The sequence below is a fragment of the Pseudarthrobacter sp. fls2-241-R2A-168 genome (genome assembly GCF_030209335.1).
In the GTDB taxonomy this organism is placed as follows: domain Bacteria; phylum Actinomycetota; class Actinomycetes; order Actinomycetales; family Micrococcaceae; genus Arthrobacter.
The window spans coordinates 18,164-34,948 of the sequence record NZ_JARVSG010000005.1; the positions used below are offsets into that span (position 1 = coordinate 18,164).

General features: G+C 65.7%; 15 protein-coding genes. 7 read left to right on the forward strand and 8 right to left on the reverse strand.

Annotated features, from left to right (window positions below):
- Positions 1-138 precede the first annotated feature (138 nt).
- From QRN11_RS04285 to QRN11_RS04310, 6 genes are all read left to right on the forward strand, one after another.
- On the forward strand, positions 139-435 hold the full coding sequence (locus QRN11_RS04285; RefSeq protein ID WP_142063411.1) for a hypothetical protein: 297 nt from the start codon (positions 139-141) through the stop codon (positions 433-435).
- Positions 436-684: 249 nt separating this feature from the next.
- Positions 685-2,559: a molecular chaperone DnaK gene (gene dnaK, locus QRN11_RS04290; protein WP_091423953.1), complete on the forward strand. Its 1,875-nt coding sequence runs from the start codon at positions 685-687 to the stop codon at positions 2,557-2,559.
- Positions 2,560-2,561: 2 nt separating this feature from the next.
- Entirely contained in the window at positions 2,562-3,272 is a 711-nt protein-coding gene (locus QRN11_RS04295; RefSeq protein WP_285250010.1) for a nucleotide exchange factor GrpE, read from the forward strand.
- A gap of 305 nt (positions 3,273-3,577) precedes the next feature.
- Positions 3,578-4,552: a DnaJ C-terminal domain-containing protein gene (locus QRN11_RS04300; RefSeq protein WP_285250011.1), complete on the forward strand. Its 975-nt coding sequence runs from the start codon at positions 3,578-3,580 to the stop codon at positions 4,550-4,552.
- Between the two features lie 20 nt (positions 4,553-4,572).
- The gene (locus tag QRN11_RS04305; protein ID WP_091424010.1) at positions 4,573-5,007 is read left to right on the forward strand and encodes a heat shock protein transcriptional repressor HspR; all 435 of its coding nucleotides are present in this window, start codon (positions 4,573-4,575) and stop codon (positions 5,005-5,007) included.
- Between the two features lie 168 nt (positions 5,008-5,175).
- Complete coding sequence (locus QRN11_RS04310; protein WP_091424007.1) at positions 5,176-5,562, forward strand: hypothetical protein; 387 nt, start codon at positions 5,176-5,178, stop codon at positions 5,560-5,562.
- A 36-nt stretch (positions 5,563-5,598) separates the two neighbouring features.
- Here the strand turns inward: QRN11_RS04310 and QRN11_RS04315 are convergent, their stop codons facing one another.
- From QRN11_RS04315 to QRN11_RS04345, 7 genes are all read right to left on the reverse strand, one after another.
- Entirely contained in the window at positions 5,599-7,008 is a 1,410-nt protein-coding gene (locus QRN11_RS04315; RefSeq protein WP_285250012.1) for an aldehyde dehydrogenase family protein, read from the reverse strand.
- Positions 7,009-7,275: 267 nt separating this feature from the next.
- Positions 7,276-8,091 carry an HpcH/HpaI aldolase family protein gene (locus QRN11_RS04320; protein ID WP_285250013.1) on the reverse strand — a complete coding sequence of 272 codons (816 nt, stop codon included), beginning with the start codon at positions 8,089-8,091 and terminating at the stop codon, positions 7,276-7,278.
- Positions 8,076-8,861: a 2-oxo-hept-4-ene-1,7-dioate hydratase gene (gene hpaH / locus QRN11_RS04325; RefSeq protein ID WP_142063423.1), complete on the reverse strand. Its 786-nt coding sequence runs from the start codon at positions 8,859-8,861 to the stop codon at positions 8,076-8,078. Before hpaH ends, QRN11_RS04320 begins: the two co-directional genes overlap by 16 nt.
- A 2-nt stretch (positions 8,862-8,863) precedes the next feature.
- On the reverse strand, positions 8,864-9,943 hold the full coding sequence (hpaD, locus tag QRN11_RS04330) for a 3,4-dihydroxyphenylacetate 2,3-dioxygenase (RefSeq protein ID WP_285250014.1): 1,080 nt from the start codon (positions 9,941-9,943) through the stop codon (positions 8,864-8,866).
- Between the two features lie 69 nt (positions 9,944-10,012).
- The gene (gene hpaE, locus QRN11_RS04335; RefSeq protein ID WP_285250015.1) at positions 10,013-11,551 is read right to left on the reverse strand and encodes a 5-carboxymethyl-2-hydroxymuconate semialdehyde dehydrogenase; all 1,539 of its coding nucleotides are present in this window, start codon (positions 11,549-11,551) and stop codon (positions 10,013-10,015) included.
- Positions 11,552-11,610: 59 nt separating this feature from the next.
- Entirely contained in the window at positions 11,611-12,321 is a 711-nt protein-coding gene (locus tag QRN11_RS04340) for a GntR family transcriptional regulator (RefSeq protein ID WP_285250016.1), read from the reverse strand.
- The gene (locus QRN11_RS04345) at positions 12,318-13,811 is read right to left on the reverse strand and encodes a fumarylacetoacetate hydrolase family protein (protein WP_285250017.1); all 1,494 of its coding nucleotides are present in this window, start codon (positions 13,809-13,811) and stop codon (positions 12,318-12,320) included. Before QRN11_RS04345 ends, QRN11_RS04340 begins: the two co-directional genes overlap by 4 nt.
- Positions 13,812-14,033: 222 nt before the next feature.
- Between QRN11_RS04345 and QRN11_RS04350 the strand changes: the two genes are divergently transcribed.
- Positions 14,034-15,944 carry an FAD-binding monooxygenase gene (locus QRN11_RS04350; RefSeq protein WP_285250018.1) on the forward strand — a complete coding sequence of 637 codons (1,911 nt, stop codon included), beginning with the start codon at positions 14,034-14,036 and terminating at the stop codon, positions 15,942-15,944.
- Here QRN11_RS04350 and QRN11_RS04355 read toward each other — a convergent pair.
- Positions 15,926-16,783: a prephenate dehydratase gene (locus QRN11_RS04355; RefSeq protein ID WP_285250019.1), complete on the reverse strand. Its 858-nt coding sequence runs from the start codon at positions 16,781-16,783 to the stop codon at positions 15,926-15,928. The two genes, QRN11_RS04350 and QRN11_RS04355, sit on opposite strands and share 19 nt — an antisense overlap.
- Positions 16,784-16,785: the final 2 nt, after the last annotated feature.

Sequence of the window (16,785 nt, forward strand, 5' to 3'; positions counted from 1 at the left end):
CATGCCGTGCGTGACACGCCTGGCTGAGGGGTGGCCCTGCCTGCAAGCGAGGGAAACCCGCCCCTGTTGGCGGAAGTTCGCGCTGATTAGACTGCAAGTGCGCCCGCATGGACGCGCAACTCAGAGGAGAGATGCACCATGACTGAGAACCCGGAAGTCCCCGGCGAGGAGGCCCGCAGGGGAAGCACGGCCCCCGGCCTGGAAGGCGAGGGCGGGCAGTATGTGGACGGCGACTACGGGGACGCCGGCACTGTGGGCGAGCCTGCCGGGAACCTTCAGGATGCCGAATACCCGGATGGGGACTATGGCGATGCCGGTACTGCCGGTGCTGCCCATGAAGCGGATGCTGTCCGCGAGCGGCTCACCGACGGGCAGGTCAACACCACTGCCGAGGAACGCGGCCCCCTGCATGGCGACACTGACAGCGAACGGTAACAGCGGCAGGCAACCCAGCACTAAAGCACCCCGGCGGCGCGGTTCTCCAAGAGCGAACGGAGGACCGCCGTCGTCCGTTAACCCCGGAATTTCAAGGAAAAGATACCCTTCCGATTTCCTGCCTAAATCAAAGTTGAGCGTACTTCACTCAACTTGGATTGACATCGCTGGCGCCCTGAGTAAAGTTGAGTGCAGAACGCTCAATCATCGGGGCGCCAGCAAGTTTCCAAGGAAAGAAGGAAGCAACACATGTCACGTGCAGTAGGTATTGACCTCGGAACCACCAACTCCGTCGTCTCCGTTCTCGAAGGTGGCGAGCCCACCGTTATTGCCAACGCCGAGGGTGGCCGCACCACGCCGTCCGTCGTTGCATTCTCCAAGTCGGGCGAGGTCCTGGTCGGCGAGATCGCCAAGCGCCAGGCCGTCAACAACATCGAGCGAACCATCGCTTCGGTCAAGCGCCACATGGGCACTGACTGGAAGGTGGACATCGATGGCAAGAAGTACACCCCGCAGGAAATTTCCGCGCGTATCCTCATGAAGCTGAAGAACGACGCCGAGTCCTACCTGGGTGAAAAGGTCACCGACGCTGTGATCACCGTTCCGGCGTACTTCAACGACGCCGAGCGCCAGGCCACCAAGGAAGCCGGCGAAATCGCAGGCCTGAACGTCCTGCGCATCGTCAACGAGCCCACCGCGGCGGCTCTCGCCTACGGCCTGGACAAGGGCAAGGAAGACGAACTCATCCTGGTCTTCGACCTCGGTGGCGGTACCTTCGACGTCTCCCTGCTGGAAGTCGGCAAGGACGAAGACAACTTCTCCACCATCCAGGTGCGGGCCACCGCCGGTGACAACCGTCTCGGCGGCGACGACTGGGACCAGCGTGTTGTTGACTACCTGCTGAACCAGCTCAAGGTCAAGGGCATCGACCTGTCCAAGGACAAGATTGCCCTGCAGCGCCTCCGCGAAGCAGCTGAGCAGGCCAAGAAGGAACTCTCTTCCTCCACCAGCACCAACGTCTCGCTCCAGTACCTGTCCGTCACCCCCGACGGCCCGGTCCACCTGGACGAGCAGCTGACCCGCGCCAAGTTCCAGGACCTCACCAAGGACCTGCTGGAGCGCACCAAGAAGCCGTTCCACGATGTGATCAAGGAAGCCGGCATCAAGCTCTCCGACATCAACCACATCGTGCTCGTCGGTGGCTCCACCCGTATGCCCGCCGTCTCAGAACTGGTCAAGGAACTGGCCGGCGGCAAGGAGCCGAACAAGGGCGTGAACCCCGATGAGGTTGTGGCCGTTGGCGCAGCCCTGCAGGCCGGCGTGCTGAAGGGTGAGCGCAAGGACGTCCTGCTGATCGACGTCACACCGCTGTCCCTCGGCATCGAAACCAAGGGTGGCGTGATGACGCACCTGATCGAGCGCAACACCGCCATCCCCACCAAGCGGTCCGAGACCTTCACCACCGCTGACGACAACCAGCCGTCCGTGGCCATCCAGGTCTTCCAGGGCGAACGCGAATTCACCCGCGACAACAAGCCGCTGGGCACGTTCGAGCTGACCGGCATCGCCCCGGCTCCGCGCGGCGTTCCCCAGGTTGAGGTCACGTTCGACATCGACGCCAACGGCATCGTCCACGTCTCCGCGAAGGACAAGGGCACCGGCAAGGAACAGTCCATGACCATCACCGGCGGCACCGCGCTCTCCAAGGAAGACATCGACCGTATGGTCCGTGACGCCGAGGAGCACGCTGCCGAGGACAAGGCCCGCCGCGAGGCTACCGACACCCGCAACTCCGCCGAGCAGCTCGCCTACTCCGTAGACAAGCTGATCGCCGACAACGCCGACAAGCTGCCTGAAGAGGTCAAGACCGAGGTCCAGACCGACGTCGACGACCTCAAGAAGGCCCTCGAAGGCACCGACGACGCCGCGGTGAAGTCCGCCTTCGAGAAGCTGCAGGCATCGCAGACCAAGCTGGGCGAGGCCATTTACGCCCAGGCCGGTTCGCCGGACGGTGCCGGTGCTTCTGCAGGTGCTGAAGGCGCTGCCGGTGGTGCTGCAGGTGACAAGGCCGACGAAGATATCGTCGATGCCGAAATCATCGACGAAGACGAAGCGAAGAAGTAACCATGCCGCATCACGGTAACGAGGAAGAGCACAACTCATCCACAAGCCAGGAGCGCGCGGAGCAGCAGGGCAACGGCCACCAGGAACCGGTCATCCGGGACAACCGCAAGGTTGACCCGGTGACCGGCCAGGCCCGGCACCCCGAGGGCGGTCACGCTGAGGGCAGCCAGTCTGCCCCCGGTACCGGTTCCGAGGACTCCGACGGCGATGCGCTGGCCCAGGCTGAGGAAATCCTCAACGGCGTCGACGTGCCGGCTGAGGAATCCGTGGCCCAGGGTGTTCCCGCAGGCTCAACCAGCGCCGAGGCAGCCGAGCTGAAGAACGACCTCCTCCGCCTGCAGGCCGAGTACGTCAACTACCGCAAGCGCGTTGAACGCGACCGGGCGGTGGCAGGGGAGATGGCCGTCATCGGTGTCCTGAACTCGCTGCTGCCGGTCCTGGACGATATCGACGCCGCCCGCCAGCACGGTGACCTCACGGACGGACCGTTCGCCGCGATCGCCACCAAGCTGGAGAACGCGCTGAAGACCTACGGCCTGGTACGGATCGATGAGACCGGCGTGGAGTTTGATCCGAACATCCACGAGGCCCTCATCCAGCAGCCCGGCGAGGACCTTGAAGTCGACACCGTCAGCCAGGTGCTCCGGTCCGGCTACAAGTCAGGCGACCGCGTCCTCCGCGCGGCACAAGTGATTGTGGCTGTTCCGGCTTAGTCGGGGTACTTCCGGCGCTACGCCTCCGCTGGGACCGCGCCGAACGGATAAGGGGCCCCGCCCCTGCGCCGGGTGGCTGAGGATCTGCGATCCTTAGCCACCCGGCTCCGGCAGGCCCGATGCCACTCCCGGGCCCCTTATCCGTCCGTCGCTCAGCGGTCATCTCGCCTAAGGTGAGATGACCGCAGCGCGCAGCTGGATAGGGGGCCGCGGCGTGGCGGGCACCGCGGAGCGGGCACGGCCCCCTATCCAGCGGAGCGTAACGGCGCCGTGGACTAAAGGTTTGAACGAGAAAGGAAACGCCATTGGCTAGCCAGGATTGGGTGGACAAGGACTTTTATAAGATCCTTGGTGTTGCCAAGGACGCTTCCGATGCCGACATCAAGAAGGCCTACCGGAAGCTTGCGCGGCAGCACCACCCTGATACCAACTCGGGGAACACTGCTTCCGAGAAGAAGTTCAAGGACATCTCCGAGGCTTACTCCGTACTTTCCGATCCCGACGAGCGGCAGCAGTATGACGCCATCCGGGCGATGGGCGGGGGAGCCCGCTTCGCCCCCGGAGGTGCCGGCGGAGGCAACGGCGGGTTCGAGGACCTGTTCGGCGGCCTCTTCACGGGCAACACCGGCAGGCACGCGGGCGGCTTCAACCCGTCCGCCGGCGGCATTCCACCCGAGTTCGCCGACCTGTTCGGCGGCGGCTTCGGTGGCTCTCCCGGCTTCCAGCGCGCCCCGCAGAAGGGTGCTGACCGGACCGCCTCCACCAGCATCTCGTTTGCCGGATCCATCCGCGGCACCACCATCGGCCTGCGCGAGCCCAGCGGCGACGTCATCGACGTCCGCGTCCCTGCCGGCATCAAGGACGGCCAGAAGGTCCGGGTACGCGGCAAGGGCCAGCCCGGTCCTGCCGGCAACGGCGACCTGGTGGTGACCGTCTCGGTCCAGCCACACGCGTTCTACACGCGCGACGGCGACAACCTCCGCATCCACGTCCCGGTCACCTTCCCGGAAGCTGCCCTGGGCGCCGACATCGAAGTGCCCACCATCGAGGGCGAAAAGGTGCGGGTCCGCGTACCGGCGGGGACGCCGTCGGGCCGTACCCTGCGGGTGAAGGGCAAAGGCGTGAAGACGTCCAAGGGGACCGGCGACCTGCTGGTGACCATCGACGTCGCGGTCCCCAAGAACCTGAACAAGGACGCCGAAGCCGCGGTCAAGGCGTTTGCTGAGGCCACCGCCGATGCCGACGTCCGAGAGGGCCTGGCCGCCAAGGCCCGGCTATAGCAACGGGGTGAGCCGTGGACATCAACGCCGCGAACATCAACTCAGACCAGCCGATCTTTGTCATCTCGGTAGCGGCTGAACTGGCGGACATGCACCCCCAGACGCTCCGCCAGTACGACCGGCTGGGCATCGTTTCGCCCAGCCGCGCGCCTGGCAAGTCCCGCCGGTACTCCCAGCGGGATGTCAACATGCTGCGCGAGGTGCAGCGGCTTTCCCAGGAAGGCGTCTCACTCGAAGGCATCAAACGGATCCTGGAACTCGAAAACCAGGTAGCAGCCCTGCAGCGCCGGGTCTCGGAACTCTCCGAGGAACTCAGCCGCCGCCCACAGCCATTCGATTCCCGGATCTTCGCGGCAGGCGCTGCGGGAGACGTGGTCAGCCTGGCCCGCGGGCAGCGCCCCCGGCCACGGTCCCAGGCCATGGTGCTCTGGCGGCCGCGGGCGATTGGCCAGTAGGTACCGCTTTATACGTGCCGGCTGAAATTCGAGTACCCACTACTCGTGACGCTTTTACCCCCGGAAACTTGAATGGAACCACTGCCGCTGGATCAGCAGCAGTGGTTCCACGTTTCTGGGGGTTTTTATGTTTGGTTCTCAAAGCAAGGCCCGGCCGTGAGCCCGGGCATGGAAGCCGTGGCAGCATTCAGCGGCTCGATCCCGGGCCAGATCCTGCTGGCACTCGGCCAGACGGTGGTGGTGGTGTGCGTGTGCTTCGACATGGTGCGTGCCCTGTCCGTGCCGCGGTCCCACCGGCGATATGTGGCGAGCACGGTTTTCCGGACACTTGCCGTTCCTTCCATCATTGCCAACGGTGTGACGGTCCTGATTGCCCTGGTGCTCGCGTCCTGGATTGATGTGGTGATGGGGATGTTCGTGCTGATGGCCATCATTTTCCGCCTGCATCACGACAAGGATGAGGACAACTGGTGGAAGGGCAAGGGCAAGAAGCTCGCCCGCTGGGCCCGCCGCCAGCTTTCGGGCCGGACCGCCGCCGCCCCTGCCATGGGGTAAGCCGGCTGGATTAGCCCATGGGGCGGCGGCAGGGGTTCAGCCGTTGATAACCTGCGGCACGCCGAGGGCTTTGAGGCCTTCGACGCCGAACTCGAGGCCGTAGCCGGACTGTTTGGCGCCGCCGAACGGGATCCGCGGGTCCACTGCGCCGTGCTTGTTGATCCAGACGGTGCCGGCCTGGAGGCGTGCTGCAACTTCGCGGGCAGTGTCGCGGTTGGCGGACCAGACGGAGGCACCCAGTCCGACGTCGAGCGCGTTCGCCTTCTCCACGGCTTCGTCCACTGTGTCGTAGCGGATGATGGGCAGGGCGGGGCCGAACTGTTCCTCAGTCACGAGCGGATTGTTGTTGTCGATGTCCGCCACGAGGGTCGTGGGGTAGAAGTAGCCGGGCTGGCTGGTGTCAGGGTTTCCGCCGAGAAGGATCCTGGCCCCGGCCTCGCGGGCCGCCTCCACGAGGTTCGCGACGACGTCGTATTGTGCCTTGTTCTGCAGCGGTCCCAGGACGTTGTTTTCGTCCAGGCCGTTGCCCATGGGCATGGCTGCGGCGACCTTCGCGAGTTCTTCACAGACGGCGCCGTAGATATCGGTGTGGACGTAAAGCCGCTTGAGGGCGGCGCAGGTCTGGCCGGTGTTGATGAACGCGCCCCAAAAGAGGTCCTGTGCGATGGCTGTGGGGTCGGCGTCGGGGAGGACGATGCCGGCGTCGTTTCCGCCCAGTTCCAGGGTGAGGCGCTTCACGGTGTCCGCGGAGGATTTGATGATGGCCTTGCCGGTGGCTGTGGATCCCGTGAACATGATCTTGCCGATGGCTCGGTGTTCGGCCAGCCGGGCGCCAACGTCGCGTCCTCCGCTGACGACCGTGAGGAGTCCTTCGGGCAGTTCTTCGTTGATGACCTTCGCGAGTGCCAGGACACTGAGTGGTGTGTACTCGGAGGGCTTGACCACCACGGCGTTGCCCATGCGCAGGGCAGGTGCGATCTGCCAGACGGTGATCATCATGGGCCAGTTCCACGGGCCAATGGCGCCCACGACGCCGATGGGCTTGTAGTGCAGCTCGGCGTGGGTTTCGCCGTCGTCCACCACCGTCTCCGGTTCCATAGGGGTGGTGGCGGCGACGCGCAGCCAGGCGGCGCAGGCGCCCACTTCGAAGCGGGCGTTGGGGCCGTTGAGGGGTTTGCCCTGCTCGCGGGAGAGCAGGCGGGCGAGCTCTTCGGCGGAGCGTTCGACGGCGTCGGCTGCCTTCAGGAGTGCGGCGGACCGGGCGTCGTGTCCCAAGGCAGCCCAGGCGGGCTGGGCTGCCTGGGCTGCGGTAATCGCCTGTTCGAGGTCTTCCAGGGAGTGGATGGGTGCCTCGCCCACGGCTTCACCGGTGGCCGGGTCCAGGATGGTACGGCCGGTGCCGGATGCGGGAGATATGGACGCCAGAAGGGCATCGTAAGTTTCCATGGGGTACTCCACTTCGAGTAGTCAGGCGCTTGCCGGATGGCCGGCGGGTTGCTCCCAGTCTGGGTGACCGCCTGCCGTGGGTTCTTGTGTTTGTGCGCAGAGCCCTTGTCCGGGAGCGAACGCCGTGTCACGCCAGGCATGTTTTCGCGGGACGCGCCACGGCGGGACCCCGGATTTCCGGGATCCCGCAGCCGAGGTGGGCCGAAAGCATGCCCTGCGTGACGCCGTCGGACGCCTTCCCGCCTACGCTGCTCGGAAGCGGTGGCGTCAGTAGCTGGCGGGGGTGCCGCCGTCAGCGGGCTGGATGAACTGCTTGGCGAGGGCTTCGGAGCCTCTGGCGAGGAGGGCGACGTCGGCCCCCACCAGGATGAAGTTGGCGCCGTTCTCGAGGTAATGGCGGGCGGTGTCGGGGTTGAAGGCGTTGACGCCGGCCGGTTTACCGGCGGCTTTGGCGGCGGCGAGGCAGTGTTCGACGGCGGCGCGCACCTCGGGGTGTTCCTGCTGTCCCAGCAGGCCCATGGAGGCGGCGAGGTCGGAAGGTCCCACGAAGATGGCGTCCACGCCGTCCACCTTCAGGATGTCCGCCACCGACTCCACTGCCGCCGTCGATTCAATCTGGACGGTGACGCTGATCGTGTCACTGGCGCGGGCGAGGTAGTCCGGGACCCGGTTCCAGCGGGCGGCGCGGGCCAGTGCCGAACCGACGCCCCGCACGCCATGGGGCGGGTAGCGGGTGGCCGCCACGGCAGCCTCAGCCTCGGCCACGGAATTCACCATGGGGATGAGCAGGTTCTGCACGCCCAGGTCCAGGTACTGCTTGATCAGCACGGTGTCGTTGACGGGCGGCCTTACCAGGGTGTGGACGGGGTAGCCGTGGATGGCTTGGAGTTGGGCGAGGATGGATTCGAGGCCGTTGGGGCTGTGTTCGGCGTCCACCAGGAGCCAGTCCAGCCCGGATCCGGCGCAGAGTTCGGCGATCAGAGGGCTGCCGGAGCAGACCCACATCCCGGCCAGGGGCCGGCCTGCTTTACCTGTTTGCGCGGCGAGGGCGTCGCGGAAGGTGTTTTCTACTGGAAACGGCATGTGACACTCCCTAAAGGTCCGTAATCGGCGTGGACGGTATCACCCTTGTAGACCCAGAGCGGGCGGGTGAAGGACCCGGCCAGGATGATGTCACCGGCCTTCAGTGAGTCGCCGTGGGCGGCGATTTTGTTGGCCAGCCAGTGCACCCCGTTCGCAGGGTGGTCCAGGACGCCGGCGGCCACGCCGGTTTCCTCCACGGTCTGGTTTTTGTACAGGATGGCCGAAACCCAGCGGAGGTCCACCGCGTCCGGTTTCACGGGGCGGCCGCCGATCACCATGGCGCCCATGGCAGCGTTGTCCGAAATGGTGTCCACGATGGTCCGGCCCTCCATCTCAATCCGCGAGTCGAGGATCTCGAGGGCCGGGACCACGTAGTCGGTGGCCTTCAGGACATCAAAGATGGTGACACCCGGGCCCTTCAGACCGTCCTTGAGCACGAACGCCAGCTCCACCTCAACCCGGGGGTGGGTGTACTGGTCCCACTCCACCGAGCAGCCGGTTTCGAGGACCATGTCATCGAAGATGGCGCCGTAGTCCGGTTCGGTGATGCCCGTGGCGTCCTGCATGGCCTTGGACGTGAGGCCGATCTTGCGGCCCACCAGGGTCCGGCCGGCTTCCTCGTTCCGGCGCCGCCACAACTGCTGCACCGCGTACGAGTCCTCCACCGTCATGTGCGGGTAGCGGGCCGTCAGCCGCGGAACCGGGGTGCGGGTGCGCCCGGCTTCCAGCAGTTCGTCCGCTATGGCCTCAATTGTCTTGGCATCCAGCATGGCTACAGCTGTGCTCCCAGCTTGAAGCCCTCAGCCCCGGCTGCTTCGCTGGGCCGGGTGTAGGAGAAGCCGTCGGCGCCGACGGTGACGGCCATTTCGGACTTTTCCTCGCGTTCGATGACTGGCTGGGGGTTGCCGTCGAGGTCCAGGACGAGGGACGCTTCGGTGTACCAGGAGGGGACCACGGGGTTGCCCCACCAGTCGCGGCGCTGGTTGTCGTGGACGTCCCAGGTGATGGTGGGGTTGTCGGGGTCCCCGGTGTAGTAGTCCTGGGTGTAGATCTCGATGCGGTGGCCGTCCGGGTCCAGGATGTAGAGGTAGAACGCGTTTGACACGCCGTGCCGGCCGGGGCCGCGTTCGATCCGGTCGCTGATGCGCAGGGCGCCCATCTTGTCGCAGATCTGGATGATGTTGTGCTTCTCGTGGGTGGCGAACGCGACGTGGTGCATGCGCGGTCCGTTGCCGCCGGTGAGGGCGGTGTCGTGGACGGTCTGTTTGCGGTGCATCCACGCGGCGTAAGTGACGCCGTCGGAGTCCTTGATGTCTTCGGAGACGCGGAAGCCGAGGTCTTCGAGGTAGGCGCGGCCGCGGGGGACGTCGGGGGTGACCTGGTTGAAGTGGTCCAGGCGGACCAGTTCCCCGGCGGAGTAGAGGTCGTAGCGCTGGGTGAGGCGCTCCACGTGCTCCACGTCGTAGAAGAACTCGTACGGGAAGCCCAGGGGGTCCTCGACGCGGACCGAGTCGCCGACGCCCTTGGTGAAGCCTTCCTTGCGGCGCTCAACCCGGCAGCCGAGCTCGCGGTAGTAGGCCTCGGCGGCGTCCACTTCAGCGGGGGACTTCACCCGGTAGGCGAACGCGGCGACGGCGGCGATGGGTCCCTTGCGGAGCACCAGGTTGTGGTGGATGAACTCCTCCAGGGAGCGCAGGTAGATGGCGTTCTCGTCTTCTTCGGTGACGTGCAGGCCCAGGACGTCGACGTAGAACTCGCGGGATTTGGCGAGGTCGGTGACCACGATGTCCATGTAGGCGCAGCGGACGATATCCGGTGCCGGGAGAGTGGGGGTGGGAACGAAGTTGGTCATGATGGTCTCTCTTCTTTGAAAGGGTTTGAAATAAGTACGACGGCGGCAGGCCGGGGTGGGTGCCCGAGCCTAGCCTTCGTTGGCGGCGGAGGCTTCGATGCTGCCGAACTTGGGGGTGTGGACAGAACCGAGGGTGATGTGGACGGCCTGCTGGTCGGTGTAGAAGTCGATGGAGCGGTAGCCGCCCTCGTGGCCCAGGCCCGAGGCTTTGACGCCGCCGAACGGGGTGCGCAGGTCGCGGACGTTGTGGCTGTTCAGCCACACCATGCCGGCTTCGACGTTCTGGGAGAAGTTGTGGGCCCGGGTCAGGTTCTGGGTCCAGATGTAGGCGGCGAGGCCGTATTTGGTGTTGTTGGCCAGGGCGAGGGCTTCGTCGTCGTTCTCGAACGGGGTGATCGCCACGACGGGGCCGAAGATTTCCTCCTGGAAGATCCGGGCGTCGGGGGCGACGTCGGCGAACACAGTGGGGGCGATGTAGTTGCCCTCGGGGAGGTGGTCGGGGCGGCCGCCGCCGGCCAGGAGCCGGCCCTCGGACTTGCCGATCTCCACGTAGGAGGCCACTTTCTCGTAGTGCTCCGGGTGGACCAGGGCGCCCACCTGGGTCTTGGGATCATGCGGGTCACCGACCACGATGTTCTTTGCCCGGGCGGCGTACTTCTCGCAGAACTCGTCGTAGATCGCCCGTTCGACGAGGATGCGGGAGCCGGCGGTGCAGCGTTCGCCGTTGAGGGAGAAGACCCCGAAGAGGGCCGAATCGATCGCGGCGTCCAGGTCGGCGTCGGCGAACACCACGCAGGGGGACTTCCCGCCGAGCTCCATGGACAGGCCCTTGAGGTTGGCTGCGGCGTTGCGGAAGATGGTCTGGCCGGTGGTGGTCTCGCCGGTGAAGGAGATCAGGGGCACGTCCGGGTGCTTGACCAGGGCGTCGCCCGCTTCCTCGCCCAGGCCGTTGACCAGGTTGAAGACACCGTCCGGGAGGCCGGCTTCCTTGAAGATGGTGGCCCACAGCGAGGCCGAGAGCGGGGTGAATTCGGCGGGCTTGAGGACCACGGTGTTGCCGGTCGCCAGTGCAGGAGCGAGCTTCCAGGACTCGAGCATGAACGGGGTGTTCCACGGCGTGATCAGGCCCGCGACGCCGATCGGCTTGCGGTTCACGTAGTTGATCTGCGAGCCGGGGACCTTCATGGCGTCGTCGAACTGGGCCACGATCAGGTCCGCGAAGAACCGGAAATTCTCCGCCGCGCGGAGTGCCTGACCCTTGGCCTGGGTGATCGGCAGGCCGGTGTCGAAGGTTTCGAGTTCGGCGAGCCGGGCTTCCTGGGCCTCGACGGCGTCGGCGATCTTGTTGAGAATGCGGGCGCGTTCGCGGGGCTTCATCTTCGGCCACGGGCCGTTGACGAAGGCTCCGCGGGCGGCGGCCACGGCGAGGTCGATGTCCTCTTTCTGGCCCGCCGCGGCGGTGGCGTAGTTCCGGTTGGATACTGGGTCCAGCACATCAAAGGTCTTGCCGCCCACGGAGTCGACGAACTGGCCGTTGATGAAGTGCTGGATATGGGTCGGAAGGTCCTGCGGTACGTAGTGCTTGGCGGTTTCTGCAGAGGTCGTCATCGTTGAAGTCCTTACTGTGGTTGAGAGCAACGCGGGGTCACTTTTGGCCCACTGGAGGCCTAATATTGGGCGTTTACTGACCCCGTGTTGCGTTCGGATGGGGATGCCTGGGCGAGGTAGGCGTCCAGGGTGGCGGAGCGGTGCAGGCGGGCTGCCTTTTCGATCGAGTCGGCGTCGGCTCCGGTTTCGATCAGCTTCAGGAGTGCCTCGTGCTCGTCCACGGAATCGTGGGCGCGGCCGGGGACGAAGCGGAAGGTGGAGGACCTTAGTGCTGCGAGCCGGTTCCAGCCGCGGTGCACGAGGTCCAGGATGTGCGGGTTGGGGCAGTGCTCGAACAGGACGCTGTGGAAGTCCTGGTTGAGCCGGGTGAAGCGGACGGGGTCAAAGTGCTCCAGGCATTCGCGCATCTCCTCGTTCACGGCGCGGGCCCGGGCAATCGCCACCGAATCGATCAGCGGTGCGGACAACGCGGTGGCGGCGCCTTCCACGATGCTGAGGGTCTGCATGGTGTAGAGGTATTCGGTGGGGTCGATTCCGGCCACGGTGGCGCCGACGTTGCGTTCGAACGTCACCAGGCCTTCGGCCTCCAAACGGCGGATGGCCTCCCGTACCGGCACCACACTGAAGCCGAGGTCCTTGGCGATGCTGCCCAGGACCAGCCGGTACCCGGGGGTGTAGGTTCCCTCGATGATCCGGGCTTTGACAGCCTGGTAGGCCTGCTCGGACTTGCTGCCGGGGGAAGCGGCAAGCTCAGCCACTGCTTCAGTCATGAGGGTTCCCTGCCTTCCATTCCTTCCCACTCCAAGTACCTGTTCCGCCATTCAGCGTTCATCGGGTAGAGGCCGTCCACGCTGTTGCCCTGCTTGACCATCTCGAAAATGAAGGTTTCTTCCTGCTCCTGGGTGATGCAGTCCTCCACGAGTTCTTCGGCGATGGCCGGGGGGATCACCAGGATGCCGTCGGAGTCGGCCACGATGATGTCGCCGGGCTGGATGGTGGCGCCGCCGCAGGCGATGGTGATGTCGGTGTCCCACGGGATGTGGCGGCGGCCCAGTACCGCGGGGTGCGGGTTGGCGAAATAGGTGGGCATGTCCAGGCCGGCCACGGCGGTGAAGTCGCGGACGCCGCCGTCGGTGATGATGGCCGCGGCGCCGCGGACCTGGGCGCGCAGGGCCAGGATGTCGCCCACGGTGCCGGTGCCCTTTTCACCGCGCGCTTCCATGACGAGGATTTCGCCCTCGTTCACGGAATCGATGGCCTGCTTTTGGGCGTTGAAGCCGCCGCCGTGGGTCTTGAACAGGTCCTCGCGGTTGGGGACGTAGCGCAGGGTCCTTGCCAGGCCCACGACGCGGCGGTCCGGGCGGGTGGACTGCAGGCCGTCGATGCTGACGTTATTAAGGCCGCGTTTGCGCAGCTGCGACGAGAGGGTGGCCGTGGCGACGCTCTCCAGTTTGGCTTTCAGCTCGGGGGAGAGGGAAGGCGCGACGGCGGACGTAGCCTCAGTCTCTTCGACGGCGGGCAGGCCGGCGGCTTCGCGTGAACCCCATGCCTCCTCCCTTTGCAGGTCGTCAACCTTCGGTCCGGCACCAAAGTCCGCGAACGGCGTCGTGCCTTCTTCCACGCGGGTGACCAGGCGGCCCGTGGTGAGGCCACCGGCTGAGACTTCCACTTCGAGGACATCGCCCGGCCTGGCGACGGAGGCGCCGGCGGGGGTGCCGGTGAGGATGATGTCCCCCTCTTCGAGGGTGAGCAGCTGGGACAGGTCGGCGACCAGGCGGGCGAACGGGAAGAGAAGGTCCTCCGTGGTGTCGTCCTGGACCAGCTGCCCGTTGTGCCAGGTGCGGATCCGCAGGCCGGCGGGGTCGACGGCGTCTGCCGGGATCAGTGCCGGTCCCACGGGTGTGAACCCGTCGCCGCCCTTGGACCGGAGATTGGAGCCTTTGTCCGCCCAGCGCAGGTCGTACACGCCCAGGTCGTTGCTGGCCGTGACGGCGGCGACGTGGCTCCATGCGTCATCGATCCCGACGCGGCGTGCTGCCTTGCCGATGACCAGCGCAATCTCGCCCTCGTAGCCGAGGAGCTCGCAGCCCGCGGGACGTTCGACGGCGTTCCCGGTCAGGGAAAGCGACGACGACGGCTTGAGAAAGTAGGACGGCTGGGCGGGAGTCCGACCCCGCTGCTCAGCACGGCTGGGGTAGTTGATATGCACAGCGATCACCTTCCGTGCCGCTGCGAGGGTGTCCCCGTTGACCTGCTCCAAAGCATCTCCTACTGAAGTACGAAATCGTATACGATCACTTTCACGCTCCGACCCGGCGTTTGTCAAGCCTGGCAGGTAGCCGATTTTGCCGCCCTTGTCGTCCTCGTCACATCTGGCGTACAGTGTTGCTCCAACAAGCGGTTTTCTCATATGGAAACCAAAATTCTATTATCGAACACGATCCTTCTGGCGCATCAGCCACACAACGAAGTGAGGAATCCCGTGCAGTTTCACCACCACGGTTACGTATCCGGAGACCCGCAGGTAAAGCCGGCAGCCGGCGTCGGTCTCAACCGACCCGATGAGCTCCCGGATGAGGTTGACGTCCTGATCGTCGGCACTGGTCCGGCGGGGATGCTCGCTGCCGCCCAGCTTTCCATGTTCCCGAATGTCACCACGCGGATCATCGAACGCCGCCCCGGACGCCTCGCCATTGGCCAGGCCGATGGTATCCAGGCGCGCAGCGTTGAGACTTTCCAGGCCTTCGGATTCGCGGAGCGGATCATCGCCGAGGCCTACCGCATCACCGAGATGGCGTTCTGGAAGCCCGACCCCGCAAACCACGCCAACATCATCCGCACCGCCCGCGCCGTGGACGATGAGATGGGCATCAGCGAGTTTCCGCACTTGATCGTCAACCAGGCCCGCGTGCTGGACTACTTTGCCGAATTCGCCGCCAACTCACCCACGCGCCTGAAGCCTGACTACGGCTACGAGTTCCAGTCCCTGAGCGTCGCGAACGAAGGGGAATACCCCGTCACCGTCACGTTGCTCCACACTGCGGGTCCCAACGAGGGCCAGGAACGCGTGATCCGGGCCAAGTATGTGGTGGGTGCCGACGGCGCACGCAGCAAAGTGCGCGCGGCGATCGGCTGCACCCTTGCCGGGGACCAGGCCAACCACGCGTGGGGCGTCATGGACACCCTCGCCGTCACCGACTTCCCCGATATCCGCACCAAGTGCGCCATCCAGGGCGAAAAGGGCAGCATCCTGCTGATCCCCCGCGAAGGCGGCCACCTGTTCCGCATGTATGTGGACCTCGGCGAGGTGGACCCGGCCACCCACCATGCGGTGCGGAACACCAGCATCGAGCAGATCATCGCCAAGGCCAACGAAATCCTCCACCCCTACACATTGGACGTGCGGAATGTAGCGTGGCACAGCGTCTACGAGGTGGGGCACCGGCTCACGGACAGGTTCGACGACGTCCTGCCGGAGGAGCGCGGCGCGCGGACCCCTCGGGTGTTCATCACCGGCGATGCCTGCCACACGCACAGCGCCAAGGCCGGCCAGGGCATGAACGTGTCCATGCAGGATGGTTTCAACATCGCCTGGAAGCTCGGGCATGTGCTCGAGGGCCGCAGCCCGGAGAGCCTGCTGTCCACCTACTCAGCCGAGCGGCAGGTGGTGGCGAAGAACCTCATCGACTTCGACAAGGAATGGTCCACCATGATGGCCAAGAAGCCCGAGGAGTTCGAAAACCCCTCGGACCTCGAGGATTTCTACGTGCGCACTGCCGAGTTCCCGGCCGGATTCATGACCGAATACGCGCCGTCCATGCTGGTGGCGCCCGCCAAGCACCAGGCGCTGGCCGCGGGATTCACGGTGGGAAAGCGCTTCAAATCGGCACCCGTGGTGCGCGTGGGCGACACCAACCCCATCCATCTCGGCCACCACGCCACGGCCGACGGGCGGTGGCGCATCTACGTCTTCGCCGACGCCGCGCCGGCCGGAGCGCACTCAGGGGTGGCGGACTTCGCCGAGTGGATCGCGAACTCGCCGGACTCGCCGCTGGCCGCAACGCCGTCGGCCGCTGATCCTGACGCCTGGTTCGACCTGAAGGTGATTTACCAGCAGCCGCACACGGCCGTGGACATCGGAAAGGTTCCCGCGGTCTTCAAGCCGCAGGTGGGCCCGTTCAAGCTGACGGACTACGAGAAGGTGTACGCCACCGATCCGGCTGCGGACATTTTTGAGCAGCGCGGCCTGGACCGCGGCGGTGTGGTGGTGGTGGTCCGCCCGGACCAGTATGTGGCGAATGTCCTGCCGCTCACGGCGACGGCCGAGCTGGGGGAGTTCTTCGCCGCCCTGCTCAAGCCGCGCCAGGCCTCGGGTCAGCCGTTGACGGTCTGAGCTGTCCTGTACTCCGCGGCCGCGTAGACACCAAGGATGCGCACCTCGGTGGTGAAAAAGTCCAGTTCCTCGAGGGCCAGCTTCAGCGGCAGGTCCTCGGGGTGGCCTTCCACGTCGGCCATAAACATGGTGGCGGCGAACTCGTCGCCCACCATGTAGCTTTCCAGCCGGGTCATGTTCACGCCGTTGGTGGCGAACCCGCCCAGCGCCTTGTACAGGGCTGACGGGACGTTGCGGACCCGGAACACAAAGCTGGTGACGGCCGGCCCGGGGAGTTCGTCCCGGGCCGGCAGCGCCGTTTCCCGGGCCAGGACCACAAAACGGGTGGTGTTGGAGGGATCGTCCTCCACGCGGGTGGCCAGCACTTCGAGGCCGTAAATCTGCGCGGCGAGCGGGGGAGCGAGGGAGAGTTTTCGCGGATCGTTCCACTCCGCCACTTCGCGCGCCGATCCCGCTGTGTCGCCGGCGATGACCGGCTTGAGCCCGTGCTCGCGGATCAGCTTCCGGCACTGGCCCAGGGCGTGGATGTGGCTGTGGACCTCGGTGGCACCGTCGATGGTGCTGCCCGGGATGCCCAGCAGGTCGAAGTGGATGGGCAGGAAGTACTCGCCCACAATCTGCAGGTTGGACTGGGGCAGCAGGACATGGATGTCCGCCACCCGGCCCGCGATCGAATTCTCGATGGGGATCATGCCGAGGTCCGCCTCGCCGCTGGAGACGAGTTCAAACGCGTCCTCGAAGCTCGCGCAGGGCACGCTTTCCATGTCCGGGAACATCTGTTTGCACGCGATATTGGAGTTGGCGCCGGGCTCACCCTGGTACGCAATCTTGGAGGCCATGA

Excerpts from the sequence above, each read along its gene's own strand:
- dnaK (WP_091423953.1), top strand. The coding sequence starts at position 685 with ATGTCACGTGCAGTAGGTATTGACCTCGGAACCACCAACTCCGTCGTC.
- QRN11_RS04295 (WP_285250010.1), top strand. The coding sequence starts at position 2,562 with ATGCCGCATCACGGTAACGAGGAAGAGCACAACTCATCCACAAGCCAG.
- hpaH (WP_142063423.1), bottom strand. The coding sequence starts at position 8,861 with ATGCTGGATGCCAAGACAATTGAGGCCATAGCGGACGAACTGCTGGAA.
- QRN11_RS04355 (WP_285250019.1), bottom strand. The coding sequence starts at position 16,783 with ATGGCCTCCAAGATTGCGTACCAGGGTGAGCCCGGCGCCAACTCCAAT.
- QRN11_RS04310 (WP_091424007.1), top strand. The coding sequence starts at position 5,176 with ATGGAAGCCGTGGCAGCATTCAGCGGCTCGATCCCGGGCCAGATCCTG.
- hpaD (WP_285250014.1), bottom strand. The coding sequence starts at position 9,943 with ATGACCAACTTCGTTCCCACCCCCACTCTCCCGGCACCGGATATCGTC.
- QRN11_RS04320 (WP_285250013.1), bottom strand. The coding sequence starts at position 8,091 with ATGCCGTTTCCAGTAGAAAACACCTTCCGCGACGCCCTCGCCGCGCAA.
- hpaE (WP_285250015.1), bottom strand. The coding sequence starts at position 11,551 with ATGACGACCTCTGCAGAAACCGCCAAGCACTACGTACCGCAGGACCTT.
- QRN11_RS04315 (WP_285250012.1), bottom strand. The coding sequence starts at position 7,008 with ATGGAAACTTACGATGCCCTTCTGGCGTCCATATCTCCCGCATCCGGC.
- QRN11_RS04340 (WP_285250016.1), bottom strand. The coding sequence starts at position 12,321 with ATGACTGAAGCAGTGGCTGAGCTTGCCGCTTCCCCCGGCAGCAAGTCC.
- QRN11_RS04285 (WP_142063411.1), top strand. The coding sequence starts at position 139 with ATGACTGAGAACCCGGAAGTCCCCGGCGAGGAGGCCCGCAGGGGAAGC.